Origin of the sequence: Streptomyces sp. NPDC001381, from assembly GCF_042895685.1 — a bacterium.
In the GTDB taxonomy this organism is placed as follows: domain Bacteria; phylum Actinomycetota; class Actinomycetes; order Streptomycetales; family Streptomycetaceae; genus Streptomyces.
Genome location: NZ_JBIAWO010000007.1, coordinates 327,574 through 346,234 on the forward strand (window position 1 = coordinate 327,574; position 18,661 = coordinate 346,234).

Genomic DNA, 18,661 nt, shown 5'->3' on the forward strand with positions numbered 1-18,661 from the left:
GACGGCCTGGGCGGCCCCAGGCCCGCGGATGGTCAGCCGCGCAGCTCGATGAGCTGCCGGGTCCGCTCCTCGTCCAGTTCGTAGACCGTCTCGTGGGCCCGCGGATCGCGGGCGTGGACGGTGTGGAACAGCGGCCCGCCCTCCCCGCCCAGCTCCACCAGCGACGCCGACGCCCCGCGCACGGCCCTCTCCGTGCCGGGCGCGGCGGTCAGGTCGACGCGGTTGACGACCCCGGGCGTCACCCACACCGGCACCGACGCCAGGAATCCGCAGAGCTGGAGATGGAAGTGCCCGGCCAGCACCACCCGTACGTCACTCCCCCGGATCGCCTCCGCCAGCCCACCCGCGTCGCGCAGTCCGAAGACCTGCTGGGTGGCCGAGACGGGATGACTGATCGGGGGGTGGTGGAGGGCGAGGACCGTCCCGTGCCCGGACGGGGTGCCCAGCACCTCCCGCAGCCAGTCCAGCCGGCCCGCGCCCAGACGGCCGTACACCTCCCCCGGCACCAGCGAGTCGAGCGTGACGAACCGCCATCCGGCCACGGTGCTGACGGCGGCCCGCTCGGCGCCGGGCAGTTCACGGGACGCCTCCGGGTGCCCGCTGCCCAGCACCTCGGTGAAGGCGCCGCGCTCGTCGTGGTCGCCGGTGGTGTAGAAGACCGGCGCGCCGAGGGAGCGCCCGAAGCCGCCGATCAGCTCGCGCACCGTCGTGTACGCCTCCGCCGATCCGTCGTCGGCGAGGTCGCCGGTGACGACGACCGCGTCCACGTCCCGCTGGTGACGGAGCTCGGCGAGCATCAGCCGCAGGGAGGCGGTCGCGTCGGCACCACGGCCGGCCGAGGCGCCGGCCGGTTCGATGTGGGTGTCCGAGAGATGAAGGATCCTCATCTCCCGGACCACACCCGCGCGTTGGCGCTCAGCTGAGGGTCTTCAGCGCGGCGGCGTCGTACGGCTTCAGCTCGTCGGTGCGACCGGCGAGGACCTTCGCGGCCCACTCGGGGTCCTGCAACAGCGCACGGCCGACGGCCACCAGGTCGAACTCGTCGCGCTCCAGGCGGTCGAGGAGGTCGTCGATGCCCTTGACCTCGGAGCCCTCGCCCATGAAGCCCTTGATGAAGTCGCCGTCCAGGCCGACCGAGCCGACGGTGATGGTGGGCTTCCCGGTGAGCTTCTTCGTCCAGCCCGCGAGGTTGAGGTCGGAGCCGTCGAACTCCGGCAGCCAGTAACGGCGGGTGGAGGCGTGGAAGGCGTCGACGCCGGCGGCGGCGAGCGGCGTGAGGATGGCCTCCAGCTCCTCCGGGGTCTCGGCGAGCCGGGCGTCGTACGCCTCCTGCTTCCACTGCGAGTACCGGAAGACGACCGGGAACTCCGGCGAGACGGCCGCGCGGACGGCCGCGACGATCTCGGCGGCGAACTTCGTCCGGGCGACCGGGTCGCCGCCGTAGGCGTCGGTACGGCGGTTGGTGCCCGCCCAGAGGAACTGGTCGACGAGGTAGCCGTGGGCGCCGTGGATCTCGACACCGTCGAAGCCGATGCGCTCGGCGGCGGCCGCGGCCTCGGCGAACGCGCCGACGACGTCGTCCAGGTCGCTCTGGGTCATCGCCTTGCCGGTGCCCTCGGTGCCGTCGATCCGCAGGCCGGAGGGGCCGACGGCCGGGGCGTCCGCGTACGGCGGCTCACCCTGCTTGCGCACCATCCCGATGTGCCACAGCTGGGGCATGATCGTCCCGCCCGCCGCGTGCACGGCGTCGGCGACCTTCGCCCATCCGGCGAGCTGCTCCTCGCCGTGGAACCGGGGCACCCGGTCGCTCTGTCCGGCCGACGCGTGTCCGACGTACGTCCCCTCGGTGACGATGAGCCCGACACCGGCGGCGGCGCGCCGCGCGTAGTACGACACGACGTCCTCACCCGGGATGCCGCCCGGCGAGAACATGCGCGTCATGGGCGCCATCGCGATGCGGTTCGGGACGGTGAGGCCGTTGAGGGAGACCGGCCGGGACAGGATCTCGGCGGCGCGGGAGGGAGCGGGCTGGGAGAGGCTCACGTGGGGCTCCTCGTGAAGTGACGGCGGTATGTGAAACCGGATGGTATGTGCACATGCATAAAGCGCTTCTGTACGAGAACTCCTCCGGCGTCCGCGCCATTCCGGGCCCGGCCCGGGGATCCCCTGTGATCCCGGACACGCCCAGGTGCCAGGAGCGTTGTCAGTGGGGCCGGTTAGCGTTCCGGGCATGGCTGATGCGAGGTGGACGACGGCATGGAGGACGGGCGGCGCGCCGGAGGATCCGCGCCTGCTGCGGACGCTGACCGGTCACGAGGGCTGGGTGACGGCCGTCGCCACCGCCGTCGTCGACGGCCGCGCGGTGGCCGTGACGGGCAGCCGGGACCACACGGTACGCACCTGGGACCTGGTCACCGGCCGGCAGCTCCATACCCCGCTGGTCTGCCGCGCGGACGCGTGGACGTCGACGACCGCCGAGGTGGAGCACATCGCCACGGCCGCGGTGGACGGCCGTGCGGTCGCCCTGCTGCTGGAGCGGCTCGGCCGCCAGAAGCGGGTGCTCCTGCTCGACCCGGCGAGGGGACTCCCGGCCGGTGAGTGCGTCCGCGTCGTGGAGACGGCGGAACTGGACGGCCTCGGCGCGGTGCTGCTGACCCTGGAGGGCGACCGGACCCTGCGGCTGTGGAGCGTGGCCACGGGTGCCGAGATCGGCTCGGCGCTGCCGGCCCGGATCGTCGTCGGCCGCCATGACGAGCCGGTCGCCGTGCGCGCCGAGGCCGAGGGTGCGGTGAGGACCTGGAACCTGGCCGGAGAGGTGCTCGGCGAACCGGGACCCTCGGACCCGCCGGACGGCTCGGCGGACGGGGCGACGGAGGGTGCGGCGGTCATGGTCGGCGGACGACTGGTCGCCGTCGCGTTCCACGCCGTCGGACTGGCCGGCTTCCTCGACGGGGAGACGGCGGTGGCCGTGGCCGGCGAACTGGCCGCCGCCTGCGGACGGCGGTCCGGTGAGGTGGTCCCCGTATCCCAGGTCGCGGAGGTGGACGGACGGCCGGTCGGCCTTGTGCGGCAGCCCGACGGCGCGCTGCGGCTGTGGGACCGCGGCGCTCGGGGCGAGACCTGCCGGACCGACGGAGACGGGTGGGTCGTGACGACCGCCGCCCTGCGCGGGCAGCGGATCCGCCGGCCCCGGGACGTCGACGGGCAACAGGACTGGACCTGGCAGCTCGTCCATCCCGCCGCCGCCCTGGACCCGACCGGCGCCGCGGTCACGAACCCCGGCGGGACGGCTCTCCCGGGGCCGGTTCTCGTGGCGGGCCGGGCGATACGGCTCACCGCCGACGCGGACCACGCCGTGCGGCTGCGCGACGCGGCCACGGACGTGCCGCAGGGCGAGCGGCTCGCGGGACACACGGACCGGATCAGGGCGGCCGCCGCGATGACGACGGACGGCGGACAGGTGCGGGCCGTGACCACCGGCCTGGACCGGACCGTGCGCGTGTGGGACGTCGCCACCGGCACCCCCGTCGGCGAGCCGCTGGACGGGCACACCGCTCAGGTGTGGGACGTGGCGACGGCGGTCGTGGACGGGCGGCCGGTCGCCGTCACCGCCGGCGCCGACCACACCCTGCGCGTCTGGGATCTCGCGCAGACCGGCGGCCCGCCGCTCCCCGCCGCCGGCGGGCATGACGCAGCGATCGCGGCCGTGGCCGCGACCACCCTCCGCGGCAGGCCCGTCGTGGTCACCGCGGGCGCCGACGGAACGGTCCGCACCTGGGACGCGGCCACCGGATCACCGATCGGCGAACCGGTCGCCGCCGAGGCCGCCCTGATGGCGGCGGCCGAGGCCGACGGCGGCTCCCCCGTCGTGGTGACCGCCGCCCCGGACGGCACGCTGCACCGCTGGGACCCGGTCTCCGGCCGGGCGGCCGGTGAGCCCGTCGCCCTGCCCAGCGGCCGGATCCTGGCCCTGGCCACCGCACGGGTCGACGGGTGGGGCGTCGCGGTGACCGGCGGCTCGGACGGCACCGCGCGGGTGTGGGACCTCACCACCGGCGAGCCCCTGGGCCTGCCCCTCACCGGCCACACCAGCCGCATCACCGCCCTCGCCACCGCGGCCGCGGACGGGCGCGCGGTCGCGGTCACCGGCAGCTGGGACAAGACCGTGCGGCTGTGGGACCTCACCACCGGCCGGCAGATCGGCGAGCCCCTCACCGGCCACACCGACTGGGTGACCTCGGTGACCACCACCGTGGTGGACGGACACCCCGTGGCGGTCACCGCGGGCCGGGACGCGACGATCCGCGTCTGGAGCCTGCGCACGCACCGGCAGCTCGGCGAGCCGCTGCCCGCACCCGCCGGAGCGATACGCGGCATGACGGCGACGGTGCTCGACGGCGGCACCCTTCTGATCACCGCCGACGGCACCGAGACCCTCTCCGTCCACGACCTGACGGCCGGCGCCGGGACCGCCTCCGCCCTCACCTTCCCCGCCCCCGTCCACGCCGTCCTGGCCACGGCGGACGGCCGGCTGGTGGTCGGCCACGGCCGGGAGGTCTCCGTCCTGGTCCCCGCCTCCCCGGGCGGGGCGGTATGACGAAGCGGGCGCTGGTCTCCGTGACCGAGCTGGAAGGGTCCTCCGTCGTCGCCAACAACACCATGAACCGCGAACGCGGCCTCACCGGCGTGAACAGCTACGCCCGCGAGCTGGGGATCGACCCCCTCGCCTGGCTGACGGACCGCCCCGGCGCACCGGCCTGGCTGGACCTGTGCAGCGGGGAGGGCCGCGCCCTGCGGGAGGCGGCCCCGGCCCTGCCCGCCGACGCGGTCCTCACCGCCGTGGACCTGGTGGGTCCCCTGGTCCCCCTGCCGGCCCCGCCCGCCCTGGAGGAGGTCGTCGCCTCGGTCTCGGCCTGGACGCCGACCCGGACGTACGACCTGATCACCTGCGTCCACGGGCTGCACTACGTGGGCGACCAGCTCGGCCTCCTCACCAGGGCCGCCTCCTGGCTGGCCGGGGACGGCCTCCTGCTCGCCCACTTCGACCCGGACTCGATCCGGCGCGCCGACGGCTCGGCGGCGGGACGGCCGGCCGTGTCCGCGCTGCGGGCAGCGGGATTCACCTACGACTCACGGCACCACCTGCTCACCCTCCGGGGCGGCCGGACCGTCCGTCTCCCCTTCACCTACGTCGGCGCCGACCCCGCGGCCGGCCCCAACTACACGGGCCAGCCGGCCGTCGGCTCCCATTACGCCTGAGAGACGGGCACCCCGGTTCAGCGACCGCACCCGCTCCCGCAGCAGGGCGTCGGACGACACCTCGCCGAGGTCCTCCGGCCGGCAGTCCCACTCCCGGCCGCCGCCCACGGGCCGCAGCTGCACCCGGCCGCCCACCTGCCCCATGACCTCGCCGATCCGCCCGGTCCTGGCGTCGAGCGCGTACGTCATCCGGCGTCACCGCCCGTCCGCCTCAGCGCCGCCGCGAGCTGCGAGGCGACGCCCAGGTTGCAGCGGCCCAGGTCGATCAGCGCGAACGGGTGCCCCTGCGCGGCCGAGATCGGATCGATCCGCAGGGACGGCAACCCGATCCCCGCCTCGCGCAGGGCCTCCCGCAACTGGTCCAGGGCCTCCTGGGCCGTCCGCGCGGGCCGGTCACCCATAGTCATCTCCATCGCACCTTTCCCTCCACGCTGAGTGTTTCCATTACCCACACAGCGTGTCCGCCACCCCTCTAACCTGGACAGAGACGGCACACCAACAATCCCGCTTGTGTGACAGGGAGTTGCCATGCCAGGACCGAAGGACCTCGATCCGTCGTCGTCGCCGCGCGCCCTGCTGGGCGCGGAACTGCGGCACGCCAGGGAGAAGGCCGGCCTGAGCCAGGCCGAACTGGGCGAGCCCCTGTTCGTGAGCGGCTCGTTCATCGGCCAGCTGGAGGCCGGGACCCGACGCCTGCACCTCGAATACGCCGTCCAGATAGACGAGATCCTGAGCACGAACGGCTTCTTCGAACGCAACTGCAGGGCCCTGGCCAAGTCGAAGTACCCGGACCACTTCGCGGAGGCGGCTGAGGCGGAGGCGGTCGCCACGGCGATCAGGCAGTACGCGCAGCTCCTGATTCCAGGTCTGTTGCAGACGAGGGCGTACGCAGAGGCGGTCTTCCGGGCGTACAAGCCGACAGCTCAGGACGCTGAGATCGATGAGCTGGTGGTCACCCGACTCGAACGAGCGCACCTCCTCGGCGATCCAACAACGCCGTTGTTGTGGGCGATCCTTGACGAGGCGGTGCTCCGCAGAGTGGTCGGCGGCAGGGCGGTCATGGCAGAGGCCATCCGTCATGTGCTGGACCTCGCCCACAAGCGGCGGATCATCGTGCAGGTGCTGCCATTCGAGGCCGGGGCGCATGCGGCGATGGATGGTCCCCTCAAGCTCATGGAGTTCGAGGACGCACCTCCGCTCTCCTTCGTGGAGGCACCGAACATGGGCAAGCTGCTGGACGACCCCGCCACCGTCGCCCACCACACCCTGATGTTCAACCTCCTCCAGGCTGCGGCACTTTCGCCGCAGGATTCGCTGGCCCTCCTCAAGTCCGTGGCGCAGGATTACGAGCATGACGCGTGACAACGACCTGAGCGCCTGGCACAAGTCGAGCTACAGCGGCGGCCAGGGCGGTGACTGCCTGGAAGTCGCCCTCGGCCACCCCACCCTCGTCCCCGTCCGCGACTCCAAGGCACCGCACGGCCCGAAGCTCGCGTTCCAGCCGGAGGCCTGGACGGCCTTCATCGAACATCTGGTATCAGCCAATTCGAACTAGCGGACTGGTTGTCAAACATGCGACTCAGTCGCGTGTTCTGCATGCACTCGATCCAGCCGCCGCCGGCCATCCCGCACCGAAGAGACGACCGGCGAATCGGAAGGAACGATTCCTCCATTCGATGCATACCGCCGCTTTCCGCCAGTCTCATGGTGCACAACCGACGTCCGATGCACACCTCAACGACAGTCGCGGGGACCGTCGTCCTCCTCGCCACACTGATCACAGGTGGTACGGCAGCCCAGGCCCAGGAGCGTCCCGTCCTTCCCACGATCGCGGCGAGCGACAGCCGTCCCGAGATCAGGGCCCTGTCGCTCGACGAGAAGCAGGAGCTGCAGGCGGAGATCGACGCGACGCTCACCGAGACTGGCAACGGGGGCGTGCAGATCAGCGCCAACGAGATCTCGTGGAGCGGCGGCGAGCCGACCATGGTCTTCCCGCTCCCCGGGGAGACCAAGGCTCCGGCCTCGAGTGCCGTGGCTTTGAAGGCCGCGGGAGTGAACGAAACGGATGCCGCTCAGTTGCGGGTCGACTGGGAGAACTGCCCAGCCGGTGCCGACGACAACCGCTGGTACTGCTTCTACCAGTACTCGGCATTCGGAGGACGCCGGCTCCAGTGGAACCACGCGCACTGCAACAATGGCATCCGGTTCAGCGACTACGGCTTCGACAACAAGACCACCGGCTGGGTGAACACCACCCCGGACCGCGATGACGTGGGAATGATCGTCACGGTCTACGACGGCTGGTTCACGTCCAGTCTGTGGCGGGAGCAGCCGTGGACGAAGGTGAGCCAGGTGGACTCGTTCCACGACAACAAGGCCAGCAGCTTCCGGGCCTGCCGTCAGTAGGCAGAGTTCGACGAGACCGAGCGCTCTGGTCGTGGACCAGGGCGCTCAGCCGTCACGGCGTCAGGCGCGGGCCTCGCCGGCGTCCGGGCCGGGGTCGAGGAAGTACGTGTCCCGGTAACTGTCGTGGAGTTGGAGCAGTCCATCGTTGCGCAACTCCCGGATCGCCCGGTGGATGTCATCCTCCGGCAGGCCGTACTGGTCCCGAACGTCGGAGACCGTCGGCAGGATGTCCCCGAAGACGTAGCGGCGTTCCGCCAGGCCGGCCCGGATGTGGCCGACAAAGTCCTCGTGCGCCTGGTTCGCGTCGCTCGCCGTGGACCCGGGCAACTCGATCGTCTTCAGGCGTGTGGGCCTGTCGTATTTCCGCTCCGGCACGGCTCAGGGCCTCCCGTCGATCGTCGGCACAGCGGCTCGCTCCAGTATCTCGGTCACAGCAAGGGTGGCGGGTACGGACACCTGAAGCCGTCGCGCGTCTCCGAACAGGGCCGACTCCGTGCCCACCGGGTAGCCTGTCTCCGGGTCGAACAGCACCGATTCACGCTGTGTACTGCCGTCCAGCGTCTCGCTCTGCGACACGGCGACTGCGTGCCGCCCCTGCCAGGTCGTGGTGGCGGCCACGGTCACGTCGGCGAAGTCGGCGAGCACACGCAGTGCGGCGGCGCGCAGCCCAGGCTCCACCGGGCCGGACCTTGCCGCGTACCCGAGCGCATCGTGCACGCCGTAGACAATCATCCCGCCGTCCCAGCTCACCTTCGACAACTGCCGGGCGAGGGCCCGGACGTCGGTGGAAAACGGAGCGACGGATGCCCAGGCGCCGCCCTCCGGGAAGGGGAACTTGCCTGCCCCGTACGTCCTGTCCTTCACGCCTGTGCCGGCTACCAGGCCCGCGTCCTCTGCGTCCTTGCGCTGCGCGGAGTCGGGGAAGAGCGGTTCGCCGTACGCACTGCGCCGCCGTCCCGAATGGTCTTCGGCGACCCAGGACTCGGTCACGGTGGGAACGGCGGCGCTCGCGACGCCTCCCGGAACGTCTCCGGCGGTGTTGAGCCACCAGCCCCAGCTCTTCGTGTACTGGTAGGTGCCCTGCGCTGCTTCCGGCCGGAGCGCCTCGACGCGCTCGGCGAAGGCCAGGAGGAACGCGCGGGTCGAGCGGCTCTCGACGGGACGCAGGGTCAGCACGGGGGGTGTGTAGGCGACCGGTGCGGGTACGTCCTTCGCTGGGGGGAACTCACGGCCGCCCACAGCCACTGCCGCCCCGCCTACGATGGCTGCACCCACAAGGAGTCGACGGCGACCCAGCAGTGCGGGCCTCGTGTGCGGGGTCTGCCGCAGAGCATCGAGGGTGTACTCCGCTCGCGGCGTCAGGGCGACTTGCCCGCAGCCGACAAGGCCTGCCGGGTCATTGTCCGTGGTCAGGATTTCCCGGACCCGTTCCACGTCTTGTTTCACGTCGCAGTCCTTTCCGCCGTCACAGGGCGATGGCCGGTAACCGCAGGCGCTTCCTTGGTCAGTTCCTGCTCCAGTCTCCGCCGCGCCCTGTGCAGACGTACGGCGAAGGCGGCCTTGCTGCATCCGAGCGCCTGGGCCGCCTCACGCGCGTCGAGGCCGTCCCAGGAGACGAGCATCAGCACCTCGCGGTCTGGCTCCGGCAGCCGTGCGAGGATGCGGGCGGCGCCCATGCGTTCGAGTACCTCGCTGTCCGCACCCGGCGCGTCGGTGGAGGCCCCCTCTTCTCTGCGTAACCGGTCGGCCAGTCGGTCCGCCCGCCCCTGAGAGCGGCGCGCGTTGGCGACCACCCTGCGGGCGATGCCGTACAGCCACGGCAGGGCGGTGCCGCGTCTCGTCGGCCAACGCTCCCAGGCGATGACGAAGACCTCGGAGGTGGCATCGTCGACCAAAGCCTGGGGGAGTCTGCGCGTCAGGTACCTGACCACTGCCTGGTACGAGACCCGGTACTCCGCCTCGAAGCGCGACCACTCACTCGCGACCTCACCCACAGGGTCTCCCTTCCGCTGACGCTCGCACCCTGTTTGTGTCCCCACCCCGCTCCCGATTACAGCCCGAAGCTCAAGCGTCCAGCCCCGAGCCCTCTTTGCAAGGAACGGGTGGTGGCTCTCAACCCACCCGCCCGCCCTTGGAGTTGACTTTCAGCGACCGAGTTGCGACGGAAAGTCACGGACGTCTACGGTGCGGATGGCGCAAACAGCCCCCGACAGGCGCCGTCGCCGCGTACGTCGGCCGGCTGCCCGACGGTGCCGACATCTGCGTGAAGACGCTGGCCAAGACGCTGCCGTACGGGCAGTGCGCGCTGCGGACCGCGCTCAACAGGATCCAGGCGGCGGGGCATCTGAGGCGGGGTCGGGAGCGGGCGACGGCGGGCGACGGCGACTCACGCTGGATCACCCGATCGTGGTGGTCCCGTACGGCACGTGACGACGGCTGGTGGGTGACGTTCGTACGAGGTCACGTACCACAGCCGGACCAGCCACCGGCCCCGGCCGGCCGCCCGACCCGTTCCCGCGCCCACATCCTTCTCGCCGCTCTCGGTCGCACGGTCCCCGTCCCGTCTCTGTCCGCCGCCGAATGCGTGCGCCTCGCGCCGCTGGTGGAGGAGTGGTTCGCGCGCGGGGCCACCGAGGAGACGCTCCTCGCCGCCCTCACCGCAGGCCTGCCCACCCCCGTTCACAGCCCGGCCGCCCTCCTCCACCGCCGTCTGACGGAGGAGGCGACGCCATGGTCTGATACCCACGGCGCCCTCATGGCCGTCGAGATCACCTCCCATGACCGGGACACCGACCAGCGCGACCGCATCGACACGCCCCTCGGATACGCCGTGGCCGAGATTCCCGTCTACCTGCTCATCGACCGCGACAACAACACGGTCGTCGTCCACAGCGAGCCCAAGGGCGGCCGCCATCAGCAGTGCGACTCCTACCCCTGGGGTGGCACCGTGCCGCTTCCCGCTCCGGTCGGCGTCACCCTCGACACCGAGGAACTCAAGGACTACGCCGGCTGAAACGCCCGAAGGCGGTACCCCCTGCCCAGACAGGGAATACCGCCCTCGGTGAGGACGCAGATCGACCAGAGGCCGATCAGAAGTCCATGTCACCGCCCGGCATGCCGCCGCCGGCCGGGGCCGCGGCCTTCTCCGGCTTGTCGGCGATGACGGCCTCGGTGGTGAGGAAGAGCGCGGCGATCGACGCGGCGTTCTGCAGCGCGGAGCGCGTCACCTTGGCCGGGTCGATGATGCCTTCCTTGACCAGGTCGACGTACTCGCCGGTCGCGGCGTTGAGGCCGTGGCCCGGGGTGAGGTTGCGGACCTTCTCCACCACGACGCCGCCCTCGAGGCCGGCGTTGACGGCGATCTGCTTCAGCGGGGCCTCGAGCGCGATGCGCACGGCGTTGGCGCCGGTCGCCTCGTCACCCTCGAGCTCCAGCTTCTCGAAGACCTGGGAGGCCTGCAGCAGGGCCACGCCACCACCGGCGACGATGCCCTCCTCGACGGCGGCCTTCGCGTTGCGGACGGCGTCCTCGATGCGGTGCTTGCGCTCCTTGAGCTCCACCTCGGTGGCGGCACCGGCCTTGATGACCGCGACGCCGCCGGCGAGCTTCGCCAGGCGCTCCTGCAGCTTCTCGCGGTCGTAGTCCGAGTCGCTGTTCTCGATCTCGGCGCGGATCTGGTTCACACGGCCCGCGACCTGGTCCGAGGAGCCGGCACCGTCGACGATGGTGGTCTCGTCCTTGGTGATGACGACCTTGCGGGCCTTGCCCAGCAGGTCGAGGGTCGTGTTCTCGAGCTTGAGACCGACCTCCTCGGAGATGACCTCGCCGCCGGTGAGGATGGCGATGTCGTTCAGCATCGCCTTGCGGCGGTCGCCGAAGCCCGGGGCCTTGACGGCGACGGACTTGAAGGTGCCGCGGATCTTGTTGACGACCAGGGTCGACAGGGCCTCGCCCTCGACGTCCTCGGCGATGATCAGCAGCGGCTTGCCCGACTGCATGACCTTCTCCAGGAGCGGGAGCAGGTCCTTGACGTTCGCGATCTTGGAGTTCGCGATCAGGATGTACGGGTCGTCGAGGACGGCCTCCATACGCTCCATGTCGGTGGCGAAGTACGCCGAGATGTAGCCCTTGTCGAAGCGCATACCCTCGGTGAGCTCCAGCTCCAGACCGAAGGTCTGGGACTCCTCGACGGTGATGACACCTTCCTTGCCGACCTTGTCCATGGCCTCGGCGATGAGCTCGCCGATCTGGGTGTCGGCGGCGGAGATGGAGGCCGTGGAAGCGATCTGCTCCTTGGTCTCGACATCCTTCGCCTGCTCGAGCAGGGCACCGGAGACGGCCTCGACGGCCTTCTCGATACCGCGCTTCAGAGCCATCGGGTTGGCGCCGGCGGCCACGTTGCGCAGACCCTCGCGCACCAGGGCCTGGGCCAGGACGGTCGCGGTCGTCGTGCCGTCACCGGCTACGTCGTCCGTCTTCTTCGCGACTTCCTTGACCAGCTCGGCGCCGATCTTCTCGTACGGGTCCTCGAGCTCGATCTCCTTGGCGATGGACACACCATCGTTGGTGATCGTGGGGGCGCCCCACTTCTTCTCGAGGACGACGTTGCGACCCTTGGGGCCGAGCGTCACCTTGACGGCGTCCGCGAGCTGGTTCATGCCGCGCTCGAGGCCGCGCCGCGCCTCCTCGTCGAACGCGATGATCTTGGCCATGTGAAGTGGTCCCTCCAGGACTGGGGGTGATTCCTTCGGACCGCGCCCGCGCCCGCGACGGACGGCTCGCATGCCCCGTGGTTCCTTGCCCCACCTGGCCTGCGGGCCTCACCGACCCGGTCCTTCTTTGTCACTCTCACCTTCAGAGTGCTAACGCCAATGATTAGCACTCGGCATGCCCGAGTGCAAGGTGCGCCCGCGAAGCGGGCTCGATGAGGGGTGGCGGTCGGGTGACGGGCGGGCGCAAGCGCCTCCCGCGGACCGGGGCCGGTTCGCCGGAGTGCCCCGGCACGCCGAAGGGCCCGTGCCCCAGGAGGCACGAGCCCTTCGAAGATGAAACAGAAGAACGTCGCTGTCAGTCGGCGCGTGCTTCAGCCGGTCGCCAGTCGGACCATGTCCGCCTGCGGCCCCTTCTGGCCCTGCGAGATCTCGAAATCGACCCGCTGGCCCTCTTCCAGGGTGCGGTACCCGTCCATCTGGATCGCGCTGTAGTGGACGAAAACATCCGCACCACCGTCGACCGCGATGAAGCCGTACCCCTTCTCCGCGTTGAACCACTTGACGGTGCCCTGAGCCATGCCTAACTCCCCTATTACTGGCCCTTGCACAGATCCACACTTCGCGGATCCGGGTCAGACCTCACCCCCCAGTTGGTTGGGGGCGTGCGCCGGAACGCGTCGACCGCGGCTGAATGTATCTGTCCAACTGCCGTCTGCAACAGGTCAGTCGGACGAGAATTCTGGACGCACGCGATCCGGAATGTGGCGAGAATTCGCCAGAATTCAGGGCAAGTCGGGCCCCGTAAAAGCCGCAAATGCCACGCAAGAGACACGCACTTTGGCTGCTTCTTGTCGGGCGTAAGGCAGAAATCAAAGGCTCCGGATCAGGGTTTCGCGACCCGGTTCCCCAACTGTACCGCGCTCAACCACACTGAATTGCCCCCTCCGCTTCTCTCACGGAGGGGGCAATTCGATGAACGCTCGGTAATCACTGTTACCGACGGTTACTACCGGCGGGTACGGAACGCGGGTCAGCCACCGGCGACGGCCGGAATGATCGACACGCCGGCCCCGTCCGGGGTCGCCGTCTCCAGCCCCTGCTCGAAGCGGACGTCGTCGTCGTTGACGTACACGTTGACGAACCGGCGCAGCTTGCCCTGGTCGTCCAGGACGCGGGCGGCGATGCCGGTGTGGTTCTTCTCCAGGTCGGAGATGACCTCGGCGAGGGTCGCGCCCTCGGCGGACACCTCGGCCTGACCGCCCGTGTAGGTGCGCAGGATGGTGGGGATGCGGACGGTGACGCTCATGCGAGGCCAGCCTCTCGGAAAGAGTCCAGGTTGGGGCGGATGGTCGCGGTCAGGCCGGTGCCGGCCACCGCGTCCAACGTCTTCAGGCCGTCGCCGGTGTTGAGGACGACGGTGGTCTTCGTCGGGTCGAGCAGACCGTTCTCGACGAGCTTGCGCGTGACACCGACGGTCACCCCGCCGGCCGTCTCCGCGAAGATGCCCTCGGTCCGGGCCAGCAGCTTGATCGCGTCCACGACCTGCTCGTCCGTCACGTCCTCCACCGCACCGCCCGTGCGACGGGCGATGTCCAGGACGTACGGCCCGTCGGCCGGGTTGCCGATGGCCAGCGACTTGGCGATGGTGTTCGGCTTCTGGGGGCGCACGACGTCGTGCCCGGCCTTGAAGGCCACCGACACCGGGGAGCAGCCCTCCGCCTGGGCACCGAAGATCTTGTACGGCTTGTCCTCGACCAGTCCGAGCTTGATCAGCTCCTGCAGACCCTTGTCGATCTTCGTGAGCTGCGAGCCGGAGGCGATGGGCACGACCAGCTGGTCGGGAAGCCGCCAGCCGAGCTGCTCGGCGATCTCGTAGGCCAGCGTCTTGGAGCCCTCGGCGTAGTACGGCCGCAGGTTGACGTTGACGAAACCCCAGCCCTCACCCGCCGGGTCGCCGATGAGCTCGGAGCAGAAGCGGTTGACGTCGTCGTAGTTGCCCTCGATGCCGACGAGCTCGCCGCCGTAGATCGCGGCCATGACGACCTTGCCCTGCTCCAGGTCGTGCGGGATGAACACGCACGAGCGGAAGCCGGCCCGGGCCGCGGCGGCGCCCACCGCGCCGGCCAGGTTGCCGGTGGAGGAGCAGGAGAGCGTGGTGAAGCCGAAGGCGCGGGCGGCCTCCAGGGCCTGGGCGACGACCCGGTCCTTGAAGGAGTGGGTCGGGTTGCCGGAGTCGTCCTTGACGAACAGCTTGCCGGCGTCGATGCCCAGCTCACGGGCCAGGTTGTCGGCCTTGACGAGCTGGGTCCAACCGGGGTTGATGTTGGGCTTGTCCGCCACGTCGGCCGGGACGGGCAGCAGCGGCGCGTAGCGCCAGATGTTCGCGGGTCCCGCCTCGATGCGCTTGCGGAGCTCCTCCGTGTCGTAGGAGGAGAAGTCGTACGCGATCTCGAGCGGGCCGAAACACTCCTCGCAGGCGAAGACCGGGCCGAGGGGGACGCGGTGACCGCACTCGCGGCAGCTCAGCGCCGCGGCGGGACCGAGGTCGACGGGGGAGGCGGTGGTTTCGGTGGCAACAGTCTGCGCAGCCATGTGAGGCGAGGCCCTTTCTCCTCATCTTCCTCACGACGCATCTCGCCGTGAGACGGATTTGGCACCTTCCCAAGCCGGGAGCCTCACCACGACGACGTGGTCAGACCGGCTGGAGGGTTGCCGGGGCTTCATCGGGCCGTGTCCCTCTGCCCCTCTGGATGAGCGGTATTCGGTTGTTGAACGCTGAACGCCGGACGACCCCGGACATGCGATGGTCATCCGCGTTGTTCAAGACTGTAACCGAAGGCCAGGACAGTTGAGATAGTCGTCCGAACCGCGAGATGGATCACACGGTCACCTGCCGTGCACCCGGTGTGATCACGACAGTGAGGAGCCGCAGACTGTGCTGGAAGAAGTCGAGCGCTGGCTGGCCACCCGCTCCTGGTCCGTGACCGATCGCCCGCTCCACCGGATCCTGGCCGCGAAGCGCGCCTCGGGCCAGTCGGTGTCGGTGGTCCTGCCCGCGCTGAACGAGGAGGAGACGGTCGGCGACATCGTCGCGGTCATCCGTCACGACCTCATGCACCAGGTCCCGCTCGTCGACGAGATCGTGGTCGTCGACTCGGGGTCGACCGACCGTACGGCCGAGGTCGCGGCCGCGGCGGGCGCGCGTGTCGTGCACCGCGACGCGATCCTGCCCCGCATCCCGGCCGTGCCCGGCAAGGGCGAGGTCCTGTGGCGCTCGCTGCTCGTCACGACCGGGGACATCGTCTGCTTCATCGACGCCGACCTGAAGGAGTTCTCCTCCGACTTCGTCTCGGGCATCGTCGGCCCGCTGCTCACCGACCCGGGCGTGGACCTGGTCAAGGGCATGTACGACCGTCCTCTCGGCACTGAGCCGGATGCGCTCGCCTCCGGCAGGACGGCCGGCCAGGGCGGGCGGGTGACCGAGCTCATGGCCCGGCCGCTGCTCAACATGCACTGGCCGCAGCTGGCCGGTTTCGTGCAGCCGCTCGGCGGCGAGTACGCGGCCCGCCGCAGCCTCCTTGAGCAGCTGCCGTTCCCCGTCGGGTACGGGGTCGAGCTGGGCATGCTGGTGGACGCCCTGCACCTGGTGGGCCTGGACGCCCTCGCGCAGGTCGACGTCGGGGTGCGCAAGCACCGCCACCAGGACGGGCAGGCGCTCGGCCGCATGGCGGCGGCGATCTACCGCACCGCCCAGCTCCGCCTGGCCCGCGGCCACCTCGTCCGCCCCGCCCTCACCCAGTTCGAGCGCGGCAGCGACGGCTTCGAGCCCCGCACCTACTCGGTGGACACCGAGGAACGGCCGCCGATGGCGGAGATAGCCGAGTACCAGACCCGCAAGGTCGCGTAACGCCGGCGGGCGGGCCGTATACGGCTGGATACGGCCCGTCCACAGGGGGCGACCGTACGTTTGAGCGTTTCCGGACCGGGCTAGGTTGAGGCGTATGGCTTCCACGCACGACGCTGCTGCTCGGGGTGCTCAGGTGCTGGTCGCGTCCAACCGCGGCCCCATCTCCTACACGGTGGAGGAGGACGGCTCGCTGCGCGCGAAACGCGGGGGCGGCGGGCTGGTCTCCGGTCTGTCCGCCATCGGGCCCGACACGGGTGCCCTCTGGGTGTGCTCGGCACTGTCCGAGGGCGACCGGGAGGCGGTCCGGCGCGGGGTCGGCGAGGAGGGCGTGCGGATGCTGCCCATTCCGGCCGACGTGCACGCCGACGCCTACAACGGCATCGCGAACTCGGTCCTCTGGTTCATCCACCACCTCCTCTACCAGACCCCGCTGGAACCGGTCTTCGACGCGGAGTTCCGCCGCCAGTGGGCGTCGTACGAGGAGTACAACCGGGCGTTCGCGGAGGCGCTGGCGCAGGAGGCGGCGGACGGCGCCGCGGTCCTGGTCCAGGACTACCACCTGTGCCTGGTCCCCGGAATGCTCCGCGAGCTCCGCCCCGACCTGCGGATCGGCCACTTCTCGCACACCCCGTGGGCCCCGGTGGACTACTTCGGGCTGCTGCCCTCGGACATCCGGGAGCAGTTGCTGAGGGGGATGCTCGGCGCGGACCGCCTGGGCTTCCTCACCCGGCGCTGGGCGGACGCGTTCACCGCGTGCTGCGCGGAGTTCGCCGGCGGCCTGGGGCGTACGCGGGTCGGGGTGCACGGTCTGGGCGCCGACGCCGACTTCCTGCGCGAACGCTCGCACCGGCCGGACGTGGAGGAGCGGCTCGCCGCGCTGCGCGCGGAGATCGGCGGCGAGGGACGCAGGGCGATCGTCCGGGTGGACCGCACCGAGCTGTCGAAGAACATCGTGCGCGGGCTGCTGGCGTACCGGCAGCTCCTCGACGACCATCCGGAATGGCACGAACGGGTCGTCCACATCGCCTTCGCGTACCCGTCCCGCCAGGACCTGACGGTGTACCGGGAGTACACGGCGGAGGTGAGCCGGCTGTCGCAGGAGATCAACGAGCGGTACGGCACCCCCGGCTGGACTCCGGTGCTGCTGAACCTCGAGGACGACTTCGCCCGCTCCCTGGCCGCCTACCGTCTCGCGGACGTGGCGCTGGTCAACCCGATCCGGGACGGCATGAACCTCGTCGCCAAGGAGGTCCCGGTCGTCTCCGACGAGGGCTGCGCGCTGGTGCTGTCGCGGGAGGCGGGGGCGTACTGGGAGCTGGGCGACGACGCGATCGTCGTGAACCCGTACGACGTCCTGGAGACGGCCCGCGCCCTGCACGAGGCCCTGTCCATGAAGCCGGAGGAGCGCGCCGAGCGCACCAAGCGCCTGACGGCGGCCGCGACCGCGCTCCCTCCGGCCCAGTGGTTCCTCGAACAGCTGACCGCCCTGCAGCGGCTTCAGCCGAGCTGACCGGCCAGGTCCCGCAGCAGCCGTACGACCCCGGCGGGGCCGTCGACGACGAGGTCCGCGCGGGCGGCCAGTTCGCCGACCTCGCTGCTGCCGCTGCAGACCAGGAGGCCGGGGACGCCGTCGGAGCGGAGTCGCTCGACGGCGGCGAAGGCGGGCAGGTCGCCCAGGTCGTCGCCGGCGTAGAGGACGGACTCGGCGCCGGTCTCGCGGACGTGGTCGAGCAGGGCGACGCCCTTGTCCACGCCGGGGGGCCGGAGCTCCAGGACCAGACGGCCCGGCTCGACGATCAGGCCGTGGCGGGCGGCGAGGCCGGTGAGGGGCTCGCGGAGGGCGTCGAAGGCGGCCTGCGGGTCGGTGGCGCGACGGGTGTGGACGGCGACGGCGCGGCCGCCCTTCTCCTCGGTCCAGACGCCCGGCCACGCCCCGGCCGCCGTGTCCAGGACGGCCGGCAGCTCCGCCCGTACGGCGGCGACGCCGGGGTGCGGGGCGGGAGCGGTGACCTTGCCCGTCCGGGCCTCCCACCGTTCGGCGCCGTAGTGGCCGAGGACGGCGAGGTGTTCCAGTCCCTCGGCCCCGGCGAACCCGCCGTTGCGTACGGCGACCTCGGCGGGGCGGCCGGTGATGACGGCGACGGCGGCGACCTTCGGAGCGAGCGCCGCGAGGGCCGGGAGGGTGTCCGGGTGGGCGCGGGCGTCCTCCGGGTTCTCGACGATGGGGGCGAGGGTGCCGTCGAAGTCGAGGGCGACGAGCGTGCGGGAAGGCCGGGCGAGGATCGCGGCGAGTGCCTCGCGACCGGCGGGGGTCGTGGGTGCGGGGTCCGTTGAGTGCGTCTCCTGGGTGCCCATACGGTGACGATAGCTGCGGCGG

19 protein-coding genes and 1 riboswitch are annotated in these 18,661 nt (G+C 71.0%); of the genes, 8 read left to right on the forward strand and 11 right to left on the reverse strand.

Annotation, left to right across the window (positions count from 1 at the left end; translation table 11 throughout):
- Nucleotides 1-32: 32 nt before the first annotated feature.
- Nucleotides 33-887: a metallophosphoesterase family protein gene (locus ACFY2L_RS29265; protein WP_390823890.1), complete on the reverse strand. Its 855-nt coding sequence runs from the start codon at nucleotides 885-887 to the stop codon at nucleotides 33-35.
- A 28-nt stretch (nucleotides 888-915) separates the two neighbouring features.
- Nucleotides 916-2,043 (reverse strand): NADH:flavin oxidoreductase, encoded by a 1,128-nt coding sequence (locus ACFY2L_RS29270; RefSeq protein ID WP_390660473.1) that lies wholly within the window; start codon nucleotides 2,041-2,043, stop codon nucleotides 916-918.
- A 187-nt stretch (nucleotides 2,044-2,230) separates the two neighbouring features.
- Here ACFY2L_RS29270 and ACFY2L_RS29275 point away from each other — a divergent pair, with 187 nt between their 5' ends.
- Together ACFY2L_RS29275 and ACFY2L_RS29280 are read left to right on the forward strand one after the other, a co-directional pair.
- A complete protein-coding gene (locus ACFY2L_RS29275) occupies nucleotides 2,231-4,597 on the forward strand; it encodes a WD40 repeat domain-containing protein (protein ID WP_390823891.1) in 2,367 nt (788 codons plus the stop codon).
- Nucleotides 4,594-5,259 (forward strand): methyltransferase domain-containing protein, encoded by a 666-nt coding sequence (locus tag ACFY2L_RS29280; protein ID WP_390660475.1) that lies wholly within the window; start codon nucleotides 4,594-4,596, stop codon nucleotides 5,257-5,259. Before ACFY2L_RS29275 ends, ACFY2L_RS29280 begins: the two co-directional genes overlap by 4 nt.
- A 185-nt stretch (nucleotides 5,260-5,444) precedes the next feature.
- Here the strand turns inward: ACFY2L_RS29280 and ACFY2L_RS29285 are convergent, their stop codons facing one another.
- On the reverse strand, nucleotides 5,445-5,666 hold the full coding sequence (locus ACFY2L_RS29285; RefSeq protein WP_390660476.1) for a hypothetical protein: 222 nt from the start codon (nucleotides 5,664-5,666) through the stop codon (nucleotides 5,445-5,447).
- A gap of 121 nt (nucleotides 5,667-5,787) precedes the next feature.
- On the opposite strand from ACFY2L_RS29285, the gene ACFY2L_RS29290 reads away from it, so the two are divergent.
- From ACFY2L_RS29290 to ACFY2L_RS29300, 3 genes are all read left to right on the forward strand, one after another.
- A complete protein-coding gene (locus tag ACFY2L_RS29290; protein ID WP_390660477.1) occupies nucleotides 5,788-6,621 on the forward strand; it encodes a Scr1 family TA system antitoxin-like transcriptional regulator in 834 nt (277 codons plus the stop codon).
- Complete coding sequence (locus tag ACFY2L_RS29295; RefSeq protein WP_390660478.1) at nucleotides 6,611-6,814, forward strand: DUF397 domain-containing protein; 204 nt, start codon at nucleotides 6,611-6,613, stop codon at nucleotides 6,812-6,814. The genes ACFY2L_RS29290 and ACFY2L_RS29295 overlap by 11 nt, the downstream gene beginning before the upstream one ends.
- 170 nt (nucleotides 6,815-6,984) lie before the next feature.
- A complete protein-coding gene (locus tag ACFY2L_RS29300; RefSeq protein ID WP_390823892.1) occupies nucleotides 6,985-7,665 on the forward strand; it encodes a hypothetical protein in 681 nt (226 codons plus the stop codon).
- Nucleotides 7,666-7,725: 60 nt separating this feature from the next.
- Here ACFY2L_RS29300 and ACFY2L_RS29305 read toward each other — a convergent pair whose 3' ends face one another.
- Genes ACFY2L_RS29305 through ACFY2L_RS29315 form a run of 3 tightly spaced genes read right to left on the reverse strand, consistent with a single transcriptional unit; the run spans nucleotide 7,726 to nucleotide 9,659 of the window.
- A complete protein-coding gene (locus tag ACFY2L_RS29305; RefSeq protein ID WP_390660480.1) occupies nucleotides 7,726-8,040 on the reverse strand; it encodes a GntR family transcriptional regulator in 315 nt (104 codons plus the stop codon).
- Nucleotides 8,041-8,043: 3 nt separating this feature from the next.
- The gene (locus ACFY2L_RS29310; RefSeq protein ID WP_390660481.1) at nucleotides 8,044-9,111 is read right to left on the reverse strand and encodes a hypothetical protein; all 1,068 of its coding nucleotides are present in this window, start codon (nucleotides 9,109-9,111) and stop codon (nucleotides 8,044-8,046) included.
- Nucleotides 9,108-9,659: an RNA polymerase sigma factor gene (locus tag ACFY2L_RS29315; RefSeq protein WP_390660482.1), complete on the reverse strand. Its 552-nt coding sequence runs from the start codon at nucleotides 9,657-9,659 to the stop codon at nucleotides 9,108-9,110. Before ACFY2L_RS29315 ends, ACFY2L_RS29310 begins: the two co-directional genes overlap by 4 nt.
- Before the next feature lie 269 nt (nucleotides 9,660-9,928).
- On the opposite strand from ACFY2L_RS29315, the gene ACFY2L_RS29320 reads away from it, so the two are divergent.
- Entirely contained in the window at nucleotides 9,929-10,678 is a 750-nt protein-coding gene (locus ACFY2L_RS29320; protein WP_390823893.1) for a Uma2 family endonuclease, read from the forward strand.
- Nucleotides 10,679-10,754: 76 nt separating this feature from the next.
- Here the strand turns inward: ACFY2L_RS29320 and groL are convergent, their stop codons facing one another.
- The 4 genes from groL to thrC all read right to left on the reverse strand — a co-directional run bounded on the left by groL (nucleotide 10,755) and on the right by thrC (nucleotide 14,969).
- Nucleotides 10,755-12,377, reverse strand: coding sequence for a chaperonin GroEL (gene groL, locus ACFY2L_RS29325; protein ID WP_390660484.1), 1,623 nt, complete (start codon nucleotides 12,375-12,377; stop codon nucleotides 10,755-10,757).
- A 371-nt stretch (nucleotides 12,378-12,748) separates the two neighbouring features.
- Entirely contained in the window at nucleotides 12,749-12,955 is a 207-nt protein-coding gene (locus ACFY2L_RS29330) for a cold-shock protein (RefSeq protein WP_007493268.1), read from the reverse strand.
- A gap of 452 nt (nucleotides 12,956-13,407) precedes the next feature.
- The gene (locus tag ACFY2L_RS29335) at nucleotides 13,408-13,683 is read right to left on the reverse strand and encodes a MoaD/ThiS family protein (RefSeq protein WP_030164968.1); all 276 of its coding nucleotides are present in this window, start codon (nucleotides 13,681-13,683) and stop codon (nucleotides 13,408-13,410) included.
- Entirely contained in the window at nucleotides 13,680-14,969 is a 1,290-nt protein-coding gene (thrC, locus tag ACFY2L_RS29340; protein WP_390660485.1) for a threonine synthase, read from the reverse strand. Before thrC ends, ACFY2L_RS29335 begins: the two co-directional genes overlap by 4 nt.
- A gap of 18 nt (nucleotides 14,970-14,987) precedes the next feature.
- Nucleotides 14,988-15,134, reverse strand: a riboswitch (SAM riboswitch).
- 178 nt (nucleotides 15,135-15,312) lie between these two features.
- Between thrC and ACFY2L_RS29345 the strand changes: the two genes are divergently transcribed.
- Nucleotides 15,313-16,284 carry a glucosyl-3-phosphoglycerate synthase gene (locus ACFY2L_RS29345; RefSeq protein WP_390660486.1) on the forward strand — a complete coding sequence of 324 codons (972 nt, stop codon included), beginning with the start codon at nucleotides 15,313-15,315 and terminating at the stop codon, nucleotides 16,282-16,284.
- A 94-nt stretch (nucleotides 16,285-16,378) separates the two neighbouring features.
- Nucleotides 16,379-17,794 (forward strand): trehalose-6-phosphate synthase, encoded by a 1,416-nt coding sequence (locus tag ACFY2L_RS29350; protein WP_390660487.1) that lies wholly within the window; start codon nucleotides 16,379-16,381, stop codon nucleotides 17,792-17,794.
- Here ACFY2L_RS29350 and otsB read toward each other — a convergent pair.
- Nucleotides 17,782-18,639 carry a trehalose-phosphatase gene (gene otsB, locus ACFY2L_RS29355; RefSeq protein ID WP_390660488.1) on the reverse strand — a complete coding sequence of 286 codons (858 nt, stop codon included), beginning with the start codon at nucleotides 18,637-18,639 and terminating at the stop codon, nucleotides 17,782-17,784. The genes ACFY2L_RS29350 and otsB overlap by 13 nt on opposite strands.
- Nucleotides 18,640-18,661: the final 22 nt, after the last annotated feature.

Coding starts and splice junctions, on each gene's coding strand:
- ACFY2L_RS29265 (WP_390823890.1), bottom strand. CDS start 887: ATGAGGATCCTTCATCTCTCGGACACCCACATCGAACCGGCCGGCGCC.
- ACFY2L_RS29275 (WP_390823891.1), top strand. CDS start 2,231: ATGGCTGATGCGAGGTGGACGACGGCATGGAGGACGGGCGGCGCGCCG.
- ACFY2L_RS29280 (WP_390660475.1), top strand. CDS start 4,594: ATGACGAAGCGGGCGCTGGTCTCCGTGACCGAGCTGGAAGGGTCCTCC.
- ACFY2L_RS29285 (WP_390660476.1), bottom strand. CDS start 5,666: ATGACTATGGGTGACCGGCCCGCGCGGACGGCCCAGGAGGCCCTGGAC.
- ACFY2L_RS29290 (WP_390660477.1), top strand. CDS start 5,788: ATGCCAGGACCGAAGGACCTCGATCCGTCGTCGTCGCCGCGCGCCCTG.
- ACFY2L_RS29295 (WP_390660478.1), top strand. CDS start 6,611: ATGACGCGTGACAACGACCTGAGCGCCTGGCACAAGTCGAGCTACAGC.
- ACFY2L_RS29300 (WP_390823892.1), top strand. CDS start 6,985: ATGCACACCTCAACGACAGTCGCGGGGACCGTCGTCCTCCTCGCCACA.
- groL (WP_390660484.1), bottom strand. CDS start 12,377: ATGGCCAAGATCATCGCGTTCGACGAGGAGGCGCGGCGCGGCCTCGAG.
- ACFY2L_RS29330 (WP_007493268.1), bottom strand. CDS start 12,955: ATGGCTCAGGGCACCGTCAAGTGGTTCAACGCGGAGAAGGGGTACGGC.
- ACFY2L_RS29335 (WP_030164968.1), bottom strand. CDS start 13,683: ATGAGCGTCACCGTCCGCATCCCCACCATCCTGCGCACCTACACGGGC.
- thrC (WP_390660485.1), bottom strand. CDS start 14,969: ATGGCTGCGCAGACTGTTGCCACCGAAACCACCGCCTCCCCCGTCGAC.
- ACFY2L_RS29350 (WP_390660487.1), top strand. CDS start 16,379: ATGGCTTCCACGCACGACGCTGCTGCTCGGGGTGCTCAGGTGCTGGTC.
- otsB (WP_390660488.1), bottom strand. CDS start 18,639: ATGGGCACCCAGGAGACGCACTCAACGGACCCCGCACCCACGACCCCC.